General features: G+C 65.2%; 16 protein-coding genes. 5 read left to right on the plus strand and 11 right to left on the minus strand.

All coding sequences use genetic code 11. The annotated features are described in order from the left end of the window. Window positions 1–7 precede the first annotated feature (7 nt). Complete coding sequence (locus AC1DRD_RS01895; protein ID WP_478039907.1) at window positions 8–1,966, minus strand: AAA family ATPase; 1,959 nt, start codon at window positions 1,964–1,966, stop codon at window positions 8–10. A 319-nt stretch (window positions 1,967–2,285) separates the two neighbouring features. Here AC1DRD_RS01895 and AC1DRD_RS01900 point away from each other — a divergent pair, with 319 nt between their 5' ends. Further along, window positions 2,286–3,878 (plus strand): MFS transporter, encoded by a 1,593-nt coding sequence (locus AC1DRD_RS01900; RefSeq protein WP_478027679.1) that lies wholly within the window; start codon window positions 2,286–2,288, stop codon window positions 3,876–3,878. Between the two features lie 78 nt (window positions 3,879–3,956). After that, complete coding sequence (locus tag AC1DRD_RS01905) at window positions 3,957–4,985, plus strand: alanine racemase (RefSeq protein ID WP_478039909.1); 1,029 nt, start codon at window positions 3,957–3,959, stop codon at window positions 4,983–4,985. A gap of 102 nt (window positions 4,986–5,087) precedes the next feature. On the opposite strand, the gene AC1DRD_RS01910 is transcribed toward AC1DRD_RS01905, so the two are convergent. From AC1DRD_RS01910 to AC1DRD_RS01920, 3 genes are all read right to left on the minus strand, one after another. After that, on the minus strand, window positions 5,088–8,312 hold the full coding sequence (locus AC1DRD_RS01910; protein ID WP_478039911.1) for a TonB-dependent receptor domain-containing protein: 3,225 nt from the start codon (window positions 8,310–8,312) through the stop codon (window positions 5,088–5,090). A 192-nt stretch (window positions 8,313–8,504) separates the two neighbouring features. Continuing rightward, on the minus strand, window positions 8,505–9,677 hold the full coding sequence (locus tag AC1DRD_RS01915) for an acetyl-CoA C-acetyltransferase (RefSeq protein ID WP_478027682.1): 1,173 nt from the start codon (window positions 9,675–9,677) through the stop codon (window positions 8,505–8,507). A gap of 40 nt (window positions 9,678–9,717) precedes the next feature. After that, window positions 9,718–10,749 (minus strand): alpha/beta hydrolase, encoded by a 1,032-nt coding sequence (locus AC1DRD_RS01920; RefSeq protein ID WP_478039913.1) that lies wholly within the window; start codon window positions 10,747–10,749, stop codon window positions 9,718–9,720. A gap of 40 nt (window positions 10,750–10,789) precedes the next feature. Here AC1DRD_RS01920 and phaR point away from each other — a divergent pair, with 40 nt between their 5' ends. Then, window positions 10,790–11,344, plus strand: a complete 555-nt coding sequence (phaR, locus tag AC1DRD_RS01925) for a polyhydroxyalkanoate synthesis repressor PhaR (protein ID WP_478039915.1) — start codon at window positions 10,790–10,792, stop codon at window positions 11,342–11,344. Between the two features lie 3 nt (window positions 11,345–11,347). Beyond that, window positions 11,348–11,545: a hypothetical protein gene (locus tag AC1DRD_RS01930; RefSeq protein ID WP_478039916.1), complete on the plus strand. Its 198-nt coding sequence runs from the start codon at window positions 11,348–11,350 to the stop codon at window positions 11,543–11,545. On the opposite strand, the gene AC1DRD_RS01935 is transcribed toward AC1DRD_RS01930, so the two are convergent. The 3 genes from AC1DRD_RS01935 to AC1DRD_RS01945 all read right to left on the minus strand — a co-directional run bounded on the left by AC1DRD_RS01935 (window position 11,514) and on the right by AC1DRD_RS01945 (window position 15,890). Further along, on the minus strand, window positions 11,514–13,007 hold the full coding sequence (locus AC1DRD_RS01935; RefSeq protein WP_478039918.1) for a hypothetical protein: 1,494 nt from the start codon (window positions 13,005–13,007) through the stop codon (window positions 11,514–11,516). The two genes, AC1DRD_RS01930 and AC1DRD_RS01935, sit on opposite strands and share 32 nt — an antisense overlap. 11 nt (window positions 13,008–13,018) lie before the next feature. Continuing rightward, a complete protein-coding gene (locus AC1DRD_RS01940) occupies window positions 13,019–14,215 on the minus strand; it encodes an aspartyl protease family protein (RefSeq protein WP_478039920.1) in 1,197 nt (398 codons plus the stop codon). 154 nt (window positions 14,216–14,369) lie between these two features. Next, window positions 14,370–15,890 carry a CpaF family protein gene (locus AC1DRD_RS01945; RefSeq protein ID WP_478039921.1) on the minus strand — a complete coding sequence of 507 codons (1,521 nt, stop codon included), beginning with the start codon at window positions 15,888–15,890 and terminating at the stop codon, window positions 14,370–14,372. Between the two features lie 111 nt (window positions 15,891–16,001). Here AC1DRD_RS01945 and AC1DRD_RS01950 point away from each other — a divergent pair, with 111 nt between their 5' ends. Continuing rightward, window positions 16,002–16,454 carry a DUF6265 family protein gene (locus AC1DRD_RS01950; RefSeq protein ID WP_478039923.1) on the plus strand — a complete coding sequence of 151 codons (453 nt, stop codon included), beginning with the start codon at window positions 16,002–16,004 and terminating at the stop codon, window positions 16,452–16,454. Window positions 16,455–16,658: 204 nt separating this feature from the next. Here the strand turns inward: AC1DRD_RS01950 and AC1DRD_RS01955 are convergent, their stop codons facing one another. The 4 genes from AC1DRD_RS01955 to atpA form a co-directional block, all read right to left on the minus strand. Beyond that, window positions 16,659–16,910, minus strand: a complete 252-nt coding sequence (locus AC1DRD_RS01955; protein WP_478039925.1) for an ATP synthase F1 subunit epsilon — start codon at window positions 16,908–16,910, stop codon at window positions 16,659–16,661. 268 nt (window positions 16,911–17,178) lie between these two features. Next, entirely contained in the window at window positions 17,179–18,621 is a 1,443-nt protein-coding gene (gene atpD, locus AC1DRD_RS01960) for a F0F1 ATP synthase subunit beta (protein ID WP_478040601.1), read from the minus strand. A gap of 214 nt (window positions 18,622–18,835) precedes the next feature. Then, a complete protein-coding gene (locus AC1DRD_RS01965; RefSeq protein ID WP_478039927.1) occupies window positions 18,836–19,717 on the minus strand; it encodes a F0F1 ATP synthase subunit gamma in 882 nt (293 codons plus the stop codon). Between the two features lie 165 nt (window positions 19,718–19,882). Then, entirely contained in the window at window positions 19,883–21,412 is a 1,530-nt protein-coding gene (atpA, locus tag AC1DRD_RS01970) for a F0F1 ATP synthase subunit alpha (protein ID WP_478027692.1), read from the minus strand. Between the last annotated feature and the right edge of the window lie 5 nt (window positions 21,413–21,417).

The raw sequence follows: 21,417 nt of genomic DNA on the forward strand, positions 1-21,417 counted from the left end.
CACGGTTTTAGAACCCAATCCGTCCACCACCTTCCGGCCGCGACGCCACTTCCTTCGCGATCAGCCCGACCAGCGCCTCGGGCTCGGGTCGGGCCTCGGCGAAGCGCAGGCCGCGTGCTACCACCGCGAGGTCGCCCGGCGTCACGCCGTGGAGCCGCGCCAGCGAGCGCGGTGCCGCGACCCCGAACTGCCGCTCGAACGCCTGCGCCGCCCGCACCGGCGACAGCGCGCGCAGTTCGAGCTTGAACACGAACCGCCGCATCGCCGCCGGGTCGAGCTTTGCCGCGTGGTTGGTCGCCGCGACGAACGGCAGGGGGTGCCGCTCGAACCAGGTCAGCAATTCGTTGACCTGGCTGACTTCCCAACTCGCCTGTGCATTGCCGCGATCGGCGAGGATCGAGTCGATCTCGTCGAATAGCAACACCGCCTCGTCCTCTCGCGCTTCGGCGAACGCATCGGCGATGTTCGCCTCGGTCCCGCCGACCCATTTGGACAACAAGTCCGACGCGCGCTTGACGATCAGCGGCCGGTCGAGCCGCTCGGCCAAGTGATGCGCCAGCGCGGTCTTGCCGGTGCCCGGCGGCCCGGTCAGCAGCAATGAGAAGTCGCGCGGCGCCTCGGTGCGGGTGACGCGATCGAGCAACGCGGCGACGTCGATATCCGCTTCGACCAAGGCGGGGTCGAACCGCGCCGTGCCTTCGACCGGGCGCAACGGCCCGGACAGCGCCGTGACCAAAGATTCGGCCGTCGCCACCGCATCGCCGCCCCCCAGTTTGGCCGATCGGATCGCGACGCGCGCGATGCTCGCTGCCTCTGGCGCGCGCGACACCAAAGCGTCGAACGCCGGCGGCACCGCCACGCCCTCCTCCGCCGCGATCCGCGCCAGCACCTGCCGCGCCGCGCGTGCCGACGGCTGCTTCATATGCAGCACGAAGCTCATCCGTCGCAGGATCGCGGGGTCGACATTGCCGATCGCGTTGCTGGTCCAAATCACCGGCAGCTGGTTGGTTTCCAGCATCCGATTGACGAACACTTTGGACCCCTGCCGTCCGCGCATGAAGTCGCCGTTGCTCGGCGAGGCATCGCCAATCAAATCCTCGAACTCGTCGAACAGCAGCACGGTATTGCCGCGCGCGGCGAATGCCCGCTGGCCGAGATTGAGCGAGCCGATCCGGTCGAACCGGCTCGGTTCCTCGCCATCGAAATCGTGCTCGCCAACCGCGAACAACGCCGCTCCTGCCGCTTCGGCGAGGCTGCGCGCGAACTCGGTCTTGCCGGTGCCGGGCGGCCCGTGGATCAGGATGTTGACTCCGGGCGTCCGCGTCGCCGCCGCGCCGCGCAGCAAGCCAACGAGCAGGTCGCTGCACGCGCGCGCTTGAGGGAAGGCGTCGAGCGGCAGCGTCCCGCGCTGGCGTGCGCCGACCATCGCGGCGACGATCTCCTCGCCGTCAGTGATGCCGCGGTCGAGCAGCCGGTCGAATCGCCAGGTCGTCTCGATCCGCGGCGCCTCGAGATGTTCGCGGCTGAATTCGAACAAGCCCAGTCGCATCACCAGGCTGGCGCGCGCCGCGGACGCGGTGGTGGCACCGGCGAGGGTGCCAAGCGCCATCGCCATGTCGACCTGCGCGCGCGCCATCGCTCGCGCCAGCGCATTGGCGCGCGGGCGCCGCTCGAACATCAGCGCCAGTGTCAGCAACCGCCGGTCAAACGCGTCGAGCGCGAGCAGATCGCCAAGCGCCGTAGCGAGATCGACCAACGAGTCTGTCTCGTCAGGTGCTGCGATCGCCCGTGCGGCGGCGTTTTCCAGCCATGCGAGATCGGTCGCCACACCCTCCACGGGTGCACCGGCCAGCCAGGTCGCATTGGTTTCGGCCCATTCGGTCAGCGCGCGGGCGACCGTGACGGACCCTCTGTAAGTATCGATCAGGTGGCGCAACAGCGTCGCCACCAGGCGCAACTCGCCCATGACATCTCCTTCGTGCCGCACGCGTGCAAAGGTGCACGCCTGCGGCAACTCGTTCAGTGGTTGTGGAGATCGGCGCGCCCGATGCCCGCGGGCCGGCGCGCAAGGGCTTGCGCTAGGGCTGGCGCGGGACGCGGACGGAGCGGAGCCCCGTTATGATCTTGCGTCCAAACATGCGTTGTCCTCACATATCGGGCGGACTCGCCACCCGAGGCCGGGCCCGTTACGCCCGCGCACCGATAACGTCAAGCATCGCGGCCAAGCATCATGCTTGCCGCCGCCACATGACACGCTAAACCGGCGGCAAACAGGGGATTGATCGATGGCGACGGTAATGGCGGAAGAGTTGCGGCCGGATCCCAGCCCATCCGATATCCGGCTGGTCATCGCCGCCTCGTCGCTCGGCACCGCATTCGAGTGGTATGATTTCTTCATCTACGGCACGCTCGCCAAGATCATCGGCGCGGCGTTCTTCCCGGCGGGGAACGAGATGGTCCAGACGCTGCTCGCCTGGGCGGGGTTCGCGGTCGGCTTCGGTTTCCGTCCGCTGGGCGCGGTGCTGTTCGGCTATCTCGGCGACAAATTGGGCCGAAAATATACGTTCCTCGTCACTATCACATTGATGGGCATCGCCACCGCCGGCGTCGGGCTGGTCCCGCCGGCCGCGCAGATCGGCCTATGGGCGCCCGGTATCATCATCCTGCTGCGCGTCGCGCAGGGCCTGGCGCTGGGCGGCGAATATGGCGGGGCGGCGATCTATGTCGCGGAGCATTCTCCGCCCGGTAAATCGGGTTTCTACACCAGCTTCATCCAGGCCTGCGTCGCCGGTGGTTTCATCCTCAGCCTGGCGGTCGTGCTGCTGACCAAGCTCGCGGTGAGCGAGGCGGACTGGGCGGCCTGGGCATGGCGGTTCCCGTTCCTGTTCTCGCTGGTGTTGCTCGCGGTGTCGCTGTGGATGCGGCTCAAGCTCAGCGAAAGCCCGGTGTTCCGGGCGATCAAGGAAGCGGGGGAGACGGTCAAGAATCCGATCGTTTCCAGCTTCACTTATCCCGGCAATCTTAAGCGGCTGTTCGTCGCCTTGTTCGGCGTCGCCGCTGGGCTGACGGTGATCTGGTACACCGCGTTGTTCTCGACTTTGTCTTTCCTGACGACGACGATGCGGGTCGAGGAAACCACCGCACAGCTGATCGTCGGCGTCGCCGGCGGCGCGGGATTGTTCTGGTTCATCTATTTCGGCCGGATGTCCGATCGCGTCGGGCGCAAGGCGCCGATCGTGATCGGCTATGCGGTGACCCTGGCCCTGCTCTTCCCGATCTTCTGGGTGATCGGCAGCGCCGCCAATCCGGATCTCGCGCATGCCGCGAAGCGCGCGCCCGTCATCGTGTCGGGGCCGCATTGCAGCTATGATCCGTTCGCCGCGAAGCAGGTCGACGAATGCGGCCAGCTGCTCGACTATTTCTCCAAAAAGGGGATCGCCTATACCAAGGACACCACCCCCGCGATCGCGGTGATCATCGGGGGAGACGCGGTGTCCGACACCAGCCCGGCCGGGCTCGATGCGGCGCTCGCCGCCAATGGGTACAAGCTCGACAAGGTGCGGCCGACGGCGATTGGGATCGCAGTGATCATCTTCGCCATGCTGGTGATGGGGGCATTGGCCGGCGCCACGTATGGGCCGGTAGCGGCCTTGCTCGCCGAGATGTTTCCGGCGCGCATCCGCTACAGTTCGATGTCGATCCCCTATCATATCGGCACCGGCTATTTCGGCGGCTTCCTGCCGTTCATCAGCCAATATATCGTCGCCAAGACCGGCGATCCCTATGCCGGGCTGTGGTATACTTGGGCTGTGGTGCTGATGGCGCTGCTGGTGTCGCTCTGGGGCCTCAAATGGAAAGGCGATAAGCTGGCCGAGTAACGGCGGCTCCTGTGAGTTCGGTCTTGCGGGCGGCACTCAGGGTAGCGTCACCGCCGCCCTGCCGCTAGGCAGCGGCGCATGGTCGCAGCTCCCCTTCGTTTGCGTCGCGATGCCGACGCCCTGGTCGCCAATTGGCGCGCGCTTGCGCGGCTGAGTGGGTCCGCTGCGTGCGGCGCGGCGATCAAAGCCGATGGTTATGGGCTCGGCGCCGGCTGGGTTGCGGAGAGGCTGGCAGCGGTCGGATGTCGCGACTTCTTTGTCGCCACCTGGGCCGAGGCCGCTGCGCTGGCGACGCTGGGGTTGCCCAGCCTGTCGGTCTTCCACGGCGTGCGCGACGAGGACATGGAACTGGCGCTGTCGGGCATCGCGACGCCCGTTCTCAACACCGTGAAGCAGGCGGCACGTTGGCGCGAAGCCGGTGGCGGCATGTGCCATGTCATGCTGGACACCGGGATGAACCGGCTGGGGCTCGGCGAGGACGACCTCGCCGCCGGCGCGGTCGAGGGACTCGAGATCGACACGCTGATGAGCCATCTCGCCTCGGCCGACGAGGACGGGCCGCAGAGCGGCGACCAGCGCGGCCGGTTCATCTCGATGGCCGATGGGGTCACGGCACAGCGCCTGAGCCTCGCCAATTCGGCGGGGATCGCGCTCGGCGCCAATTATACCTTTGACCTCACCCGTCCGGGCCTGGCGCTGTACGGCGGCGTTCCGCGGCCGGAGCTTGGCGGTGCCATCATTCAGGTCGCCCGGCCAGAGGCGCAGGTGCTCCAGCGACGCACCGTGCGGGCGGGCGAAGCGGTCGGCTACAACGCGACCTGGGAGGCGCCTGCGGATACCGAAGTCGCGATCCTCAACTATGGCTATGCCGACGGCTATTTCAGGGGCTTTTCGGGGCGCGGTTCTGCGCTGATCGGTTCTGCGGTGCTGCCGCTACTCGGCCGTGTGTCGATGGACCTGATCGCGATAGATGTGACAGGGCATGATGTCGGCGAGGGCGACTGGCTGACGATCGACTTCGACCTGCCGCGCGCCGCGGCGGAATCAGGCATGTCGCAATATGAACTGCTGACGGGGCTGGGGCGCCGGTTCGATCGGATGGGTTGACCGGTCGCGTTCGAACTGACGCTGCCCGCGGCGGGTTCGCAATCCCCAAAAAATAAGGGCCGCCTCTTGCGAGACGGCCCCTTTTTATTTGCCTTCGCCTGCTTAGCGGAACTTGAGCTTGAAGCCTGCGTAGAAGAAGCGACCCACGTTATCGTAGATCGAGCTGCCAGCTCCAGTGCCGGTCAGCAAGAACGGCGGCTTGGTATCGAACAAATTGTCGACGCCAGCATAGAACTCATACTTCTTGCTGATCGTCGCGCCCAGGCGGACGTTGTGATACCATGTCGCCGGGTACCAGACCTCGCTAGTGAGATCGGCGTTCTGCGGAGGGCTGCCGTTGAACGAATGCTGTGCCTCGTAGGTGCCGATCGTCATCTTGCCGATATACCGTGCCTGGTAGCGCAGGCTAAACCCACCCTGGGTCTCGTAAGCGACAGACGCCTGCGCCTCGAACTGCGGATCGCCCAGTTCGCTCAACTGACGGTCTGGCTTGTTCGGGTTGACCGGATCGAGATAGTTGGTCTTCTCGAACACGTAGGTTCCGATACCGCGAAGCGACAAACGACCGCCCAGAACGGTGCGGGTATATGACAAGTCAGCGTCCAAACCGCGAGTCTGTTGCCGCGCGAAGTTAACCGGACCCGACGAGCCGACATAGGGCGTCGCGAATTCGTGGGTGGTTGAGTTACGCGGATTGAGCAGCGCGCAATATTGGTTGTTCAGCGATGACGCGTCGTAGCATTGGTTGAGGATTGTCTGCAGGCTCAACGACGCGATCAGGCTCTTCACGTTGATATTATAATAGTCGAACGTCAGCACGAGGCCGGGCGCGAAGCGTGGGGTGATCACCGCGCCGTAGGTCCAGCTGTTCGACGTCTCGGCCGTCAGCTGCGAGTTACCGCCGTCCAGATAGCTGAGCGTCTGGGTACGCGCCGGGGTGTTGACGAACCCGACCGGGACGCCAGCAGCCGCACAATTGGCCTTGCGGTTGGTGCTGCCGCCAGTGCCGTTATTGATGTTGGCGATGTCACAGGGATCGCCGACCGAGGCGAAGTTCTGTGACAATGGTGAAAACAGATCGCTTTGGGTCGGCGCACGTACCGACTTCGAATAACCTGCCCGGAACCGGATATCCCTGACCGGTGCCCAGATTCCCGACACGTTGTAGGTCCATACCGTGCCGGTTGCCGTGTTGTAGTCCGATACGCGGCCGGCGCCGGCGATCGTCAGCTCCTGCGCAAACGGCAGGTCCTTGAGGATCGGGATGTTGATTTCCGCAAACGCCTCCTTGACGTCCAAGGCCGGCGGCAGGAACGGCTGGATCGCGTTGAGGAAGGTGCCGCCCGACTGGGTCAGAGCGTCGTAGACCGAACGCGCGGTTTCCCGACGGTACTCAGCGCCGAGGTTGAACGCGACGGGCCCGCCCGGCAACGAGAAGAGCTGCGAAAGGTCGCCGGTGAGGTTCGCCGTGATGTCGAGCTCGGTAGCGCGCTCGACGCGGGTTGCGGTCGTGTTGATGAACCGCAATGCGGCGGCCGACGGTGCCCCGCTGCCGAACAGGTTGATCGGCACGCAGTCCGGACGAACGTTGCCGCCCGCACCCGCATTGATCCCGCAGATGACCTTTTGTCCGTTCGCGCCGGTAGCGAAGTTGCTGCCGCTAAAGCCGGCCGGTGCAACCACGGCGTCTTCCGCAAGCAGGAACCCGTCAAGGTTGCCGTTGAGATCGAACAACTTAAGGTTGTTCAACGACGTCATGTGCGTGTCGAGTTGCCCATAATTGACCGCCACTTCGTAGCGCCAATCTTCATTGAACGTGCCCTCGACGCCGCCGACGATACGGAAGGTGTCGCGACGATGCAGTTCGCCGCGGCCGCCGAAGTCGACATTGAAGCGGCTGAGCGTCAGCAAGCCGGTCGCCGGGTTGGCGCAACGGCCGATCGACTGCAGCGTCTGCAGCGCTTGATTGCTCAGGAACGGATTGTTGCAGCGAAGTTCCTTGATTGCCGCGAACTGGTCGTCGGTGGTCGCGAAGAACCCGGCCAGCGAGCCCTGGAAGAAGCTCGGCTGACCTTCCTGATTGGCGTTGATGCGGACGAACTTGGCTTCGACGAACGGCTTGAACGCCGGCGAGACATCGAAATGCGCCAACAGGCTGACCGATATGCGCTCGAGCTCTGGATCGAGCTGACCGGTGTTGTTCAGCGTCGAGCCAAGGCCGCCCACGGTATTTGAGCTGATGCCGTTGGTGATGTCGCGGAAGTCGATCGTCGGCTGACTGAGCGCCAGCGAACCGTCCGGCATGAACATGTAGCGCTCGGCGTTGTTTGCCGACGCGCCGGTTACTCGGCTGGCGCGGCACCTGCCGGCCAGGATGCTACCAGCTGCCGGGCCGCCGGCCGCGGTGCTCGGACAGATCGCGGTCAACTCGCCGCCATCCGAGATCGTGCCGTTGCGAACGCCCCTGTAGAAATGCTGGTCGATGATGCCGTTCGAACCGCTGGTACCATCGAGCGTGGTGTCGGAATCGGTGTTGAACTGGTTGCGGCCGCTGAATGCGCCGGTCAGATAGTCGCGATCGGTCAGGTAAAGCGCATTGTTCTTCGAATATTCGGCGGCGACGGCGATGTTGCCCCGGCCACCGGCGAAATTCGTACCGGCAGCGATCGACCCGAAGTAGCCGCCACGGTCGCCCCGCGACGAAATGCCGCCCTGGCCCGAGATTTTGATGCCGGTGAAATTACGCTTCATGACGAAGTTGACGACGCCGGCGACTGCGTCCGAACCGTAGACCGCCGAGCTGCCGCCGGTGACGATGTCGACACGCTCTAGCAAATCATCCGGAATGGTATTGGTGTCGACCAGATAGTCACCTGGCGACGCCGTGACATGACGGCGGCCGTTAACCAACACCAGGGTGCGGGCGGTGCCCAAGCCGCGAAGGTCGAGCAGGTTGAGGCCCGAGGTTCCGATGAAGCGGGTCGAGTTGGCTTGGCTAAACGTCGAACGCAGCGCCGGCAGGTTGTTGAGTGCATCACCGACGTTGAGCTGGCCGTTGGAAAGCAGATCTTCGGCGGTGACCGTCGTTATCGGAACGGGCGACGACAGGGTCGGGCGAGCAATGCGCGAGCCCGTGATGATAATCTCGTCCTTGTTCGGCTTGCCGTCGTCGGTCGCGGTGGTGGTCTGCGGGTCGGTCTGCGGCGCCGCTTCGGGAGCGGTGGTAGCCGCAGGCGTGGATTTGTCAGCTTTGGCAAAGGCGACTGCCGGCATTGCGGACAGCACGCCAACGAGCGCGGTCGCGCCCAGAAAACGCTGGATGTTCATGTTAGGCCCCTTGCTGTCGAGGTCTATATGCCTCGGTACAGCGATAGAACCCTTGCGGCTTCATTCATGCAAGGTTCAGCACCTCGTTAGTGACAATGTTTCCAATGAGGCGTGGTAAATCTGCAACGCTACTTGGCGAAGCTTACGTCGCCGCTCCCCGTTACGTAATTTTAGAACTCAGCGAGTAGGCCGTTACCGCTCGACGCACATCGCAATCCCCATCCCGCCGCCGATGCACAGCGTCGCCAATCCCTTCTTCGCGTCGCGCTTGGCCATTTCGTACAGCAATGTGGTCAGCACGCGCGCGCCCGACGCGCCGATCGGATGGCCGATCGCGATCGCGCCGCCATTGACGTTGACCTTGTCGGGATCCCAACCAAGTTCCTTGCCGACCGACAGCGCCTGCGCGGCGAACGCCTCATTGGCCTCGATCAGGTCGAGATCGGCGATCGACCAGCCGGCCTTTTCCAGCGCGCGGCGCGTCGCCGGGACCGGGCCGATGCCCATGATCGAGGGGTCGACCCCGGCCGATGCCCAGCTCGCGATCCGCGCTAGCACGGGCGCGCCGCGCTTCGCCGCTTCGTCGGCCGACATCACCACCAACGCCGCCGCGCCGTCGTTCAGGCCCGAGGCATTGGCCGCGGTCACCGTACCGTCCTTCTTGAACGCGGGGCGCACACCCGACACGCTGTCGATCGTCACGCCGGCGCGGATATATTCGTCATCGGCGACGATCGTGTCGCCCTTGCGGCCCTTGATCGTGACGGGCACGATCTCGTCGCGGAAGCGACCCGACGAGCGCGCGGCGTCGGCCAGGTTCTGCGAGCGGACCGAGAATTCGTCCTGCATCTCGCGCGTGATCTGATATTGCTCGGCCAGGTTTTCGGCGGTGATCCCCATGTGATAGCCGTTGAACACGTCGGTCAGGCCGTCGCGGATCATCGTGTCGATCAGTTCGAGCGTCCCCATTTTCTGGCCGGCGCGGATAGTCTGGGCATGCGCGCTCAGCGACATCGATTCCTGCCCGCCGGCGACGACGATACGGGCATCGCCAGTCGCGACCGCCTGCGCCGCCAGCGCCACGGTGCGCAAGCCCGATCCGCACACCTGATTGACGCCCCAGGCGGGGATTTCCTTGGGCACGCCGGCTGCCATCGACGCCTGGCGCGCCGGGTTCTGGCCTTGGGCGGCGGTCAGCACCTGGCCCAGGATGACTTCGGACACGTCGTCGCCCGCGACCCCCGCCTGCGCCAATGCCGCCTCGATCGCGATGCGGCCAAGCTCATGCGCCGGGGTCCCGCTGAACGCCCCCATGAAGCTGCCGACCGGCGTACGCTTGGCGGCGGTGATGACGATGTCGGTCATGGGAGACTCCAGCAATGAACGTGTGGGATTTGCCCGCTATCTAGGCGCGCTTGAGCCAGTCCGCCAGCGGCTCCCACAATTGGACTTTGGCCCGGCCGCCGACGATCATGCCGACATGCCCCGAACCCAGGTCGCGGCGGTCGGCGAGGTCGACGGCGCTTTCCTTGGGAACGATGCGGTCGCTCAGCGAGACGAATTCGACCGCGGGGCAGGGCAAGGCGATCGGATCGACCGTGCGACCCGCGACGGCCCAGCCGCCTTTGCCGGTCAGGTCGCCGCCGACAAATTCCTCGAACAATTGCCGCCCGGCCGCATAAGGCAATGGTGCGCCCGCATTCGCCCAATCCTCCAGCGCGATGAACCCATTCCAGCCCGGGCTGCCTGGTTCCATCCGCCCGAACGCTTCATATTTGCTCACCGTGCGCGCCGGGTCGAGGCGCCAGAACCCGGTTTGCAGCACTTCCATCGGCACCAGGCCCATCCGTTCGCAGGCCGGCTTGGCGGATTGCCACAGCTCGCCGATCGCCGAGCGCCCGCCGCCGAAGCCGACAAAATGCCATGGCGTCGCGATCAAGGCGAGCCCGGCCACCCCGCCTGCCGCCGCGGCGCCGATCGCCAGCGTGCCCCCCAGGCAATAGCCGACCAGCAACGGCGGTTCGTCGAACCTTGCGATCAGCGGCAGCAGGATATGCTCGACATGCGCGGTCACGTCCATCGCGCGATCGGCCGGCGACGGCTCGCCCCAATCGAGCAGATACGGATGCAGTCCGTGTTCGCTGCACCAGCGCAACAGAGAATTTTGCGGCGCAAGATCGAGAATGAAGGGCGGATTGATCAGCGACGGCACGAAGATCACGTTGCGCCCGCTGCCGCCATAATCGCGCAATCTTGCCCGCCCGGCCCTGAAACGCGTTGGCGCAGGTCGTTTTTTCGACACTCGCGGCGCCTGCTGATACGCCTTCAGCCCGGCCAAGGCGGCGGCGCGGCGCTCGGGCGATGCTGCGGTCTCTTCGCGCAGCATCTCGAGGAACAACGGTAAGGGACGCGGTCCATGTTGCGGTGCGTCATGCATTGATGGTACAGCCGCGACAAATCATTGGAGGGGCGTTCCCATGAAGAAGCAGGCGGCCACTGATGGCCCGGTGATCATCAAGAAATACGCCAATCGTCGACTCTATAATACCGAAAGCTCGTCCTACATCACGCTCGACCATCTCGCCGCGATGACGCGCGAAGGGCGCGATTTCAAGGTCGTCGACGCCAAGACCGATGAGGACATCACGCATAACGTGTTGACCCAGATTATCATGGAAGAGGAAGCGCGCGGCCAGACCATGCTGCCGGTCAATTTCCTGCGCCAGCTGATCGCGATGTACGGCGATTCGATGCAGGCCTTCGTGCCGAGCTATCTCGAAGCGTCGATGGACAGCTTCCGCCGCAATCAGGAACAGTTCAAATCGGCGGTCGAGGGGGCCTTCGCCAATTCGCCCTTTGCCGAGATCGCCAAGCGCAATTTGGAGATGTTCGAAGCGGCAACCTCGGCATTCAAGCCGCAGGCGGGCATGGGCGCAACTCCGACCAAGCCGGCAGAAAGCGACGACGACGTCTCCGCGCTCAAGGCCGAATTGGCGCGTCTGCAGGAAAAGATCGACAAGCTCGGCCACTAGGGATTGGGCTTTTCGCCGAAACAGATTGCGGAGGCAGTCGCGGCTGCGCTGGCGCTGATCGCGCTGGCCGCGGGGGTTATCGATTGGCGTCATCGCAAGCGCGACAATCTCGATCGCGTGTCGTTGCTCGACTGGCGCAATATCCAGGTATTCGCGCTGATCAGCGCGATCATTGCCGCGGCGGTGGCGTTCCAATTGTAGCCGGTACATCGCGGGCGGGCAGGTCGCGGCGCAGATAGACCAAGGTGCGATAATCGCCCCGCGGCACGCTGTAGATCACGCGATAGCCGCTCAGTGCCGCCTTCAGTGCGGCTAGGCTGCCCGGGTTCCAGATATCGAGGAGGCGGGTCGAGGTGACGATCACCGGCGGCCGCGCGGCGAGAATGCGCCGCACCTCGGCCGCCTCGTCGATCCCGGTCGCGCCCTGCTCGGTGGTATAGGCCAGCAGGTTCGGAAAGGCATAGCGTGTCGGCAGGCACGTGCCGGCGCGCTCGTAGGTGAAGGTGTCGCCGATAAAGACATAGGGGCAGCCGCCATGGCTATTGGCCTTGACCAATGCCGCCACGGCATAGGCGCCCTCGCCATCGTTGCTCTTGATCCCGCGCTCGACGACGTTGAGCAGCAGCCCGAGCGCGAGCGTGGCGATGAGTAGCCGCGACGACCGGCCCAGCGCGCGCGCCGCGACGACCGCGATCGGCGCGACCAGCGGCAAGGCGTAATGATCGAAGAACGTGCCGATCAGCAGGAACCCGCCGCCGGCGGCCGCCAGCCAGCCGAACCCGATCAGCGCTTCCTCGCGTCGATCGGCGCGGGGCCGCCACGCCCAGGCGATCGCGGCCGACACGATCAACGGCGACAGGGTCGCGACGATGCCGAGCAGCCGCATCGCCAATTGGTCGGTCGGATAGCCCGCGCGCAGAAAGATCGAGGTGACGTTGGCGAACCAGAAGGCGTCGAACGCCTGCGGGCCGAGGTGCCAATAATATGCGCCGATCGCCAAGGTCGGCGCCAATCCCGCCAACACCCATAACAGCGCGGCGGCCGCGAGCATTGCCCAGCCTGCGCCTGCGCGGCGCAGATACCAGAGATGGGCGCAGCCGATGAACGCGCCTTCGATCGCGGGCGTGTATTTGGTCTGGATCGCAAGCCCGCCGAGCAAGCAGGCGAATGCCCCCCAGGCGATAATCGCGCGAGCTGCACCAGCCCGCGCGCGATCGGGCAAGTGGAGCGCGATCAGCGCTGCGCCGGCGACGAACAGATTGTAGAAGACCGGCGATTGCCCGCCGCGCCCACCCAGCAACGGCAGCCAGATCAGATACGCTGCCCCCGCCGCAAGCGCGCCGGTCCGGCTCGCTCCCGTCCGCAATGCCGCGCGCCAGACGATATAAGCGGTCGCGGCGGCGAACAGGCTCGCGACCAATTGATAGGCGATCACGCCGTCGCCGGGCAGCAGCCGCATCGCGGCATAGAGCAGGAACAACCCGACCGGCTTGCGATCCCAGATGTCGAGATAGGGTATCGCGCCGTGCAAGATGCGGTCGCCGACCAGCAGATAATATTGCTCGTCGACATGGATGACCGGGTTGCCGAAATCCCAGGCGCGCAAGGCAAGTGCGACGACCGCGAGCACCGCCGCCATCTGCCAGGCCCTGAGACGATCCAACCCGCCTGCGCTCAATAGAAGCGCTCCAGCGTCAGCTTGCGCTCGCCGCCGCCGCAAATGCCCAGGCGCACGATTCGCCCCGGGTCGGCGACCGACCAGGTCGAGATCGGCTCGCTGGCGTAATTGGCGGTGATCGGCTGGCCATCGACGCTGCAGATCTGGTCGCCCGCTTGCCAGCCGGCGCTGGCTGCCGGGCTGCCGCGCATGACGTGGAGGACGCGCAGGCGATCGCTATAGAAGCCGAGCAGCAATCCGCTGGTCGACCGCAGCGGCGGGCGGTCGACATCGGCGCCGGCCGCCATCACCATTCTGCCCGCGCCGGGATCGAGCAGCACGCGATAACGCTGGAGATAGCCCAGGCCGATCCGCCCCGCCGCGCCCATCTGCGCGGAAAAGCCGCGGCCCGGCTCAATGCGCGCCTCGGCATCGCGCACCATCGTCTCGCCGACGCGGACCGCGGGCAGCACCGTCAGCTCGGACGTGACCGGGCCGGCGATGCTGTACGAAATGGTGGTGGTCGTGGTCGGCTTGACGCCGCCGACCGATTTCCATGCCTCGTCCGACATGGTGATCGTCGCACCGTCCCCGGTGTCGACGATCATCGGACGCAGCCTTGTGCCGTCGATCGACATCTCGCTGACATAGAATTGGTCGCGCAAGGCCATCGCCAGTGGTGCGGTCTGGCCGACAAAGGGCAGGCGGCCGCTCGGCAGCAAGCGGAAACGCTGCGCTGCGAAGTCGATATCGAGCGCGTAGCGGCGCAACAGGTCGCTGCCGATCACTGCGTCGATCGTCGTGCCGTTGCCGGTGGCGCCGCCGGGCAAGTCGAGCACGCCGAGCCGCCCGCCGCTGCGCGTCAATCCGCCGATCGCCAAGATGCGCCCGTTGATCTGGCCCATCGCGACGGTGCCGCCGATGCCGACGCCTTCGCCGCCGCCAGACACCTTGAGCCCGGCGCGGGTGGCGAAACGGCGCGAAACCACCGACAGGCTGAACCCGGTGTCGAGAATCGCGGCGACCGGACGGCCATCGACCGTCATCTGGAATTGAATCTGGTTGCCGGGGGTCAGTTCGAACGGCACCCATTGCGCCTCGGCATCGAGTGACAATACGACGCGTTCGGGTTGCGGCGCGGGCATGGCGGGCGGCATCGCCGCGCCGAGCGGCACAGCGGCGAACATCAGCAAGGGCAGCATGCGGCGGCGCATGCCCCCCGCTTATACCTGTCGCGACCCCGCGGATACGGGGTAAAATGCTTATTAACCGCGTTGTTGGAGTCTGTTTCAGCGAAGCTGAAACGGCGACATCGACTCAGCGAAGCTGCAAACGACTCTCGCGGTTAGTACGTCCCCGAGCAGAGGCTCAGAGGCAGGCTTCGAGGAACGCCTGATCGAACCCGAACTGGCGCGCCTTTTCGAGCGTGTAAGGGCGCAACCCCATGGCGCGATATTCGCCGACGATCTTACCGTCGGCCGATTCGCTCTGATATTCGAACTTGAACAATTCCTGTGTCACGATGACCGGCCCTTCCATGCCGATCACCTCGGTGATGTTGGTCACGCGGCGGCTGCCGTCGCGCAGACGCTTCACCTGGACGATCATGTCGACCGAATCGGCGATCTGGCGGCTGATCGCTTCCTTGGGGATCTTGATGTCGCCCATCAGCACCATGTTCTCCATACGGCCCAGGCACTCGCGTGGGGAGTTGGAGTGGAGCGTACACATCGATCCGTCGTGACCGGTGTTCATCGCGGCGAGCAGGTCGAAACATTCCGACCCGCGAATTTCGCCGAGGATGATGCGGTCAGGACGCATACGCAGCGCGTTCTTGACCAGGTCGCGGATGGTGATCTCGCCCTGGCCCTCGAGATTGGCCGGGCGGGTTTCTAGCGGCAGCCAGTGCGGCTGCTGCAGCCGCAATTCGGCCGCGTCCTCGATCGTCAGCACGCGCTCGCCCGGGTCGATCATCTTCGACAGGGCATTGAGCATCGTCGTCTTACCCGAGCCGGTACCGCCCGAGATGACGACGTTGAACCGGCACGCGCCCGCGATCTTGAGCGCGGTCGCCATCTTCTGCGACATCGAGCCGAAGCCCGCCATCATGTCGAGCGTGATCGGCTTGTTGGAGAATTTACGAATCGAGATCGCGGTGCCGCGCAAGCTGAGCGGCGGGACGATCACGTTGACGCGGCTGCCGTCCTTGAGGCGGGCGTCGGCCAGCGGCGTGGTCTGGTCGACGCGGCGGCCGACCGAGTTGCAGATGCGCTGCGCGATCTGGAACAGATGCTCTTCGTCGCGGAACTGGATCGGCGCGATCTCCAGCCGGCCCTTCTTTTCGATGAAGGTCTGATTGGGGCCGTTGACCATGATATCGCTGATGTCAGGGTCGGCGATCAGCTCTTCCAACGGGCCCAGGCCGAGCAATTCGTCGACCAGCACCTTTTCGAGCGCGAATTGCTCGCGGCGGTTGAGCGTGAGCTTGAGCTCGGCGAGGACCTCGCCGATGATCGGGCGGAATTCCTCGGCCAGCTCATCCTTGTTGAGCGTGGCGGCGGCTTCGGGGTCGACGCGTTCGAGCAGGCGCGGCAGCACCTGTTCCTTGATCTTGTGGACCGACGCCTCGAACCCTTCGGCCTTCATCCCGGCGGCTTCGCCACTGGAATTCTGGCGTTCGGTCAGGCGCGCCATCGCGTCGCCATTGCTGCCCGGCATATTGCCCGGCAGATCGGCGTCGATCTCGCTCGTATCGGGAAGCGGTGGGAACTGCTCGGCAGGATCCGCGGCGGGCTGGGCACCGCCACCTTGCATCGGACGCGCCACGCCGAAGGCCGGCCGCGCAGCCTGCCCGGCACCCAATCCATTACGGCGTCCGAACGCGCTCATGCCCCTCGATCCTTCATGGTCAGGTCCGGTTCGTAGGGGCTAAGCTTTGACAATTTCCTAACCAAGGCGATGCCGGGCTAAGCTGGGCTTGGCGACAATGGGGAGGCGAGGATGCGTCGAACGATATTGCTCGGACTGACACTGCTCGCGACGGGGGCCGGATCGGCGCCGGTGCCGGCGATGCCGGGCTGGCTCACCGGATGCTGGAGCGAGCAGAAAGGCCCAAACTGGACCGAGGAATGCTGGACGAGCCCGCGCGCCGGCAACATGCTGGGGAGCGGCCGCAATGGACGCGGTGACGACCTCCGATCATGGGAAGCGATGCAGATCGAGCGTGGGCCGGACGGCAGGCTCGTCTTCTACGGCTCGCCCAAGGGCGCGCCGCGAGTCGCTTTTCCGGAACTATCGTCAGGGTCACGCGAGATCGTCTTCGCCAATCCGCAGCACGATTATCCCCAACGTATCCGCTATTGGCGCGAAGGCATGGACCTAGCGGCGGAAACCAGCCTTATGGACGGGACCAAGGCGTTTCGCTGGCGGTACAAGCGGCAACTCGGGAGTTGAGGCTTTCTCGTCATCCCAGCGAAAGCTGGGATCTCAAGCAGCTTTGGGCTGCAAGAATAAGGCGTCAGCTTTCGCCGACGCCGTTAATTCTAACTTGGGAATGGAGCGCCGCGGCAAGGCCGCGTCGTCGGTCCTCGCTATGCGAGGCCGGCCGGGCTTGTCGCCGGGCGGGAAATAGCTGCGGCTATTTCCCTGCGACGAGCCTTACCTCGCCTGCTCAGCCAGCACCGTCAAGCCGGTTGCCGACACCTCGGCGAATCCGCCCTTGATCGGCACCAATTCGGGTTCCGACTTGTCGGCGCGGTAGATCGCCAGATTGCCGTCGCGAATCGTCGACATGAAAGGCGCGTGGCCTTCCAGCACGCCGAAATCGCCCTCGGTGCCGGGCACGACGACCTGATAGACTTCCTCCGAGCGGAGCAGCTTTTCGGGTGTGACGAGTTCGAAATGCAGCATTGCCTTGTCCTGTTTTCCCTCTCCCGTTGGGATCGGGCTGTTCCGCCGGGCCGAAATTCCCCCCGGGAATTTCTCAACGATGCTGGGAGCATCGTTGACCCGGCGGGACAGCCCGATGGTTGCGCAGACTTAGGCCCGTCAGGGCCTTAGTCGGAGCTGGGTGAGGGGATCACCCTATCGAGAGCGGGTCCCCTCATCCAACTTCGGCTAGGCAGCAAGCTGCCAAGCCTTCGTATCCTTCTCCCTCTGGAGAAGGTTTGCAGTAGCCTTACGCCTCCGCGGCCATCTTCTCGGCCTTGGCGATCGCGCCGTCGATGCCGCCGACCATGTAGAAGGCCGCTTCCGGCAGGTGATCATACTCGCCGTTCACCACTGCCTTGAACGAGCGGATCGTGTCTTCGATCTGGACGAACTCGCCCGGAATGTTGGTGAACACCTCGGCGACGTGGAACGGCTGGCTGAGGAAGCGCTGGATCTTGCGTGCGCGCGACACGGTCAGCTTATCCTCTTCCGACAGTTCGTCCATGCCCAGGATGGCGATGATGTCCTGCAGCGACTTGTACTTCTGCAGGATCGACTGGACCGCGCGCGCGGTGTCGTAATGTTCCTGGCCGACGATGCGCGGTTCGAGCACGCGGCTGGTCGAATCGAGCGGATCGACCGCCGGATAGATGCCGAGCTCGGAGATCGCGCGGTTGAGCACGGTCGTCGCGTCCAAATGGGCGAACGAGGTCGCCGGTGCCGGGTCGGTCAAGTCGTCCGCGGGGACGTACACGGCCTGGACCGACGTGATCGAGCCCTTGTTGGTCGAGGTGATGCGTTCCTGGAGCGCACCCATGTCGGTCGACAAGGTCGGCTGATAGCCCACCGCCGACGGAATGCGGCCGAGCAGCGCCGACACTTCGGCGCCCGCCTGGGTGAAGCGGAAGATGTTGTCGACGAAGAACAGCACGTCCTGGCCTTCGACGTCGCGGAAATATTCCGCGATGGTCAGGCCCGACAAAGCGACGCGGGCACGCGCGCCCGGCGGCTCGTTCATCTGGCCATAGACCAAGGCGACCTTCGATCCCTCGCTGACGGCATTGCCGTCGGCATCCTTGGCGATGACGCCCGCGTCGAGGAATTCGTGATAGAGGTCGTTGCCTTCACGCGTGCGCTCGCCGACGCCGGCGAACACCGAGGTGCCGCCATGGCCCTTGGCGATGTTGTTGATCAGCTCCTGGATCAGCACGGTCTTGCCGACGCCGGCGCCGCCGAACAGGCCGATCTTGCCGCCCTTGGCGTAGGGCGCGAGCAGGTCGATGACCTTGATGCCGGTGACCAGGATCGAGCTCTCGGTCGACTGATCGACGAACAGCGGCGCGTCGGCATGGATCGGCGAGGTCTGCGTGGCGTTGACCGGTCCGCGCTCGTCGATCGGCTCGCCGATAACGTTGAGGATGCGGCCGAGCGTCGCCGGGCCGACCGGCACGCGGATCTGCGATCCGGTGTCGGTGACGTTCTGGCCGCGGGTCAGCCCCTCGGTCGAGTCCATCGCGATCGTGCGGACGGTGTTCTCGCCGAGATGTTGCGCGACTTCGAGGACCAGGCGGTTGCCGTTGTTATCGGTCTCGAGAGCCGAGAGGATCGCCGGCAGCTGATCGGGGAAGCTCACGTCGACGACCGCGCCGATCACCTGGCTGATGACGCCGACATTGTTGGTCGTCGCGATCGGCGCGGTGGTGGTCGCCTCGGCCTGAGGCGCAGCGGCCTTGCGCGGAGCGGCGGCCTTCTTGGCCGGGGCCTTGGTCTTGGGAGCAGCGGTTGCCATGATGTCCTACCTTGCTTCTTCAATTCGTCGCCCCGGCGGAGGCCGGGGCCGCTAAGTTAAACGCGTCAGCTCCGCCAACATGGCGGCCCCGGCCTCCGCCGGGGCGACGCGGGAATTACAGCGCCTCGGCGCCCGAGATAATCTCGACGAGTTCAGTCGTGATCGCGGCCTGGCGGGCGCGGTTGTACTGGATCGACAGCCGCTTGATCAGGTCGCCGGCGTTGCGCGTGGCATTGTCCATCGCGGTCATCTTGCTGCCCTGCTCCGACGCCGAATTCTCGCGGATCGCGCGGAACAGCTGGATGCCGACGTTGCGCGGCAGCAGGTCGGCGAGGATTTCCTCCTCATCCGGCTCGTAATCGACCGAGGCGCTGACGCCCGTCGTGTCGGCGGCGATCGCCGGGATCGATACCGGGATGATCTGCTGCTCGGTCGGTTCCTGGGTCAGCACCGACTTGAAGCGCGAATAGAATAGATGCGCGACGTCGAACTCGCCGGCTTCGAACCGCGCGATCAGGTCGTCGGCATAGCCGCGCGCATCGGCGAAGCCGAGCTTGTCGAGCGCGCCGGGTTCGATCGAGTGGATGAAGTCATTGGGGTACAGGCGGTTGAGTACCGCACGGCCCTTCTTGCCGATGGTGTAGAACTTGACCGTCTTGCCTTCGGCGATCAGCTCGGCGGCGCGGCGCCGCGCCAGGCGCGCGATATTGGTGTTGAACGCGCCGGCCAGACCCTTGTCCGACGTCGCGACGACGAACAGGTGAACCTGATCGCGGCCGGTGCCGGCGAGCAATTTGGGCGAGTTCGGCCCGACGGTGACGGTCGAGGCGAGGCTCGCCACGACCTTTTCCAGCCGCTCGGCATAGGGGCGGCCGGCCTCGGCCGCTTCCTGCGCGCGGCGCAGCTTGGCGGCGGCGACCATCTTCATCGCCTTGGTGATCTTCTGCGTCGACTTCACCGAGCCGATGCGGATCTTGAGGGCCTTAAGACTTGCCATCGTAACCTTCTTTGCCTCTCCCGCCTGCGGGAGAGGATACGGAGACTTGGCAGCTTGCTGCCTAGTCGGAGTTGGTGAGGGTCTTCTTTCTTCTTCTCGTCCAGACCGCCTGGAAGAAGAAGACCCTCACCCAACCCTCTCCCGCAAGCGGGAGAGGGCTAGAACTTACGCAAACGTCTTGGCGAAGGCGTCGAGCGCCGCCTTGAGCTGGTCGCGGACGTCATCCTTCAGATCCTTGCTGTCGCGGATCGCCTTCAGGATGCCGGCGTGGTTCGCGCGCATGTCGGCGAGCATCGCCGCTTCGTAGCGCACCACGTCGAGCGTCGGCACCGCGTCGAGATAGCCAGCGGTACCGGCGAAGATCGACACCGTCTGCTCTTCGAACGGCAGCGGGCTGAACTGCGGCTGCTTGAGCAGCTCGGTCAGGCGCGCGCCGCGGTTGAGCAGCTTCTGGGTCGAGGCGTCGAGGTCCGAGCCGAACTGCGCGAACGCCGCCATCTCGCGATACTGGGCAAGCTCGAGCTTGATCGAGCCGGCGACCTTCTTCATCGCCTTGGTCTGCGCGGCCGAGCCGACGCGCGATACCGACAGGCCGACGTTAATGGCGGGACGGATGCCCGCGAAGAACAGATCGGTTTCGAGGAAGATCTGGCCGTCGGTGATCGAGATCACGTTGGTCGGGATGTAGGCCGACACGTCGCCCGCCTGGGTCTCGATGATCGGCAGCGCGGTCAGCGATCCGCCGCCCATCGCGTCCGACATCTTGGCGGCGCGCTCGAGCAGGCGCGAGTGGAGATAGAAGACGTCGCCCGGATAGGCTTCGCGGCCCGGCGGGCGGCGCAGCAGCAGCGACATCTGACGATAGGCGACCGCCTGCTTCGACAGATCGTCGAACACGATCAGCGCGTGCATGCCGTTATCGCGGAAATATTCACCCATCGCGGTGCCGGTATAGGGCGCCAGGAACTGCAGCGGGGCGGGCTCCGACGCGGTCGCGGCGACCACGATCGAATATTCCATCGCGCCGTTCTCGGTCAGCGTCTTGACCAGCTGGGCGACGGTCGAGCGCTTCTGGCCGATTGCGACATAGACGCAATAGAGCTTCTTCGACTCGTCGTCGCCGGCATTGACCGTCTTCTGGTTGATGAAGGTGTCGATCGCGACGGCCGACTTACCGGTCTGGCGGTCGCCGATGATCAGCTCGCGTTGGCCGCGGCCGACGGGAACGAGCGCGTCGATCGCCTTCAGGCCCGACTGCATCGGCTCCGACACCGACTGGCGCGGGATGATGCCCGGCGCCTTCACTTCGACGCGGCTGCGCTTCTCGGCGACGATCGGGCCCTTGCCGTCGATCGGATTGCCTAGGCCGTCCACGACGCGACCGAGCAGGCCCTTGCCGACGGGCACGTCGACGATGGTGCCGGTCCGCTTGACGACGTCGCCTTCCTTGATCTCGGCGTCCGAGCCGAAAATCACGACGCCGACATTGTCGGCTTCGAGGTTGAGCGCCATGCCCTGCACGCCATTGGCGAACTCGACCATCTCGCCCGCCTGGACGTTGTCGAGGCCGTGGATGCGGGCGATGCCGTCACCGACGCTCAGCACCTGGCCGGTTTCCGAGACCTCGGCCTCGGTGCCGAAATTGGCGATCTGGTCCTTGATGACCTTCGAGATTTCTGCGGCGCGGATGTCCATGTTCT

This window comes from Sphingomonas sp. P4_G2, assembly GCF_056401155.1.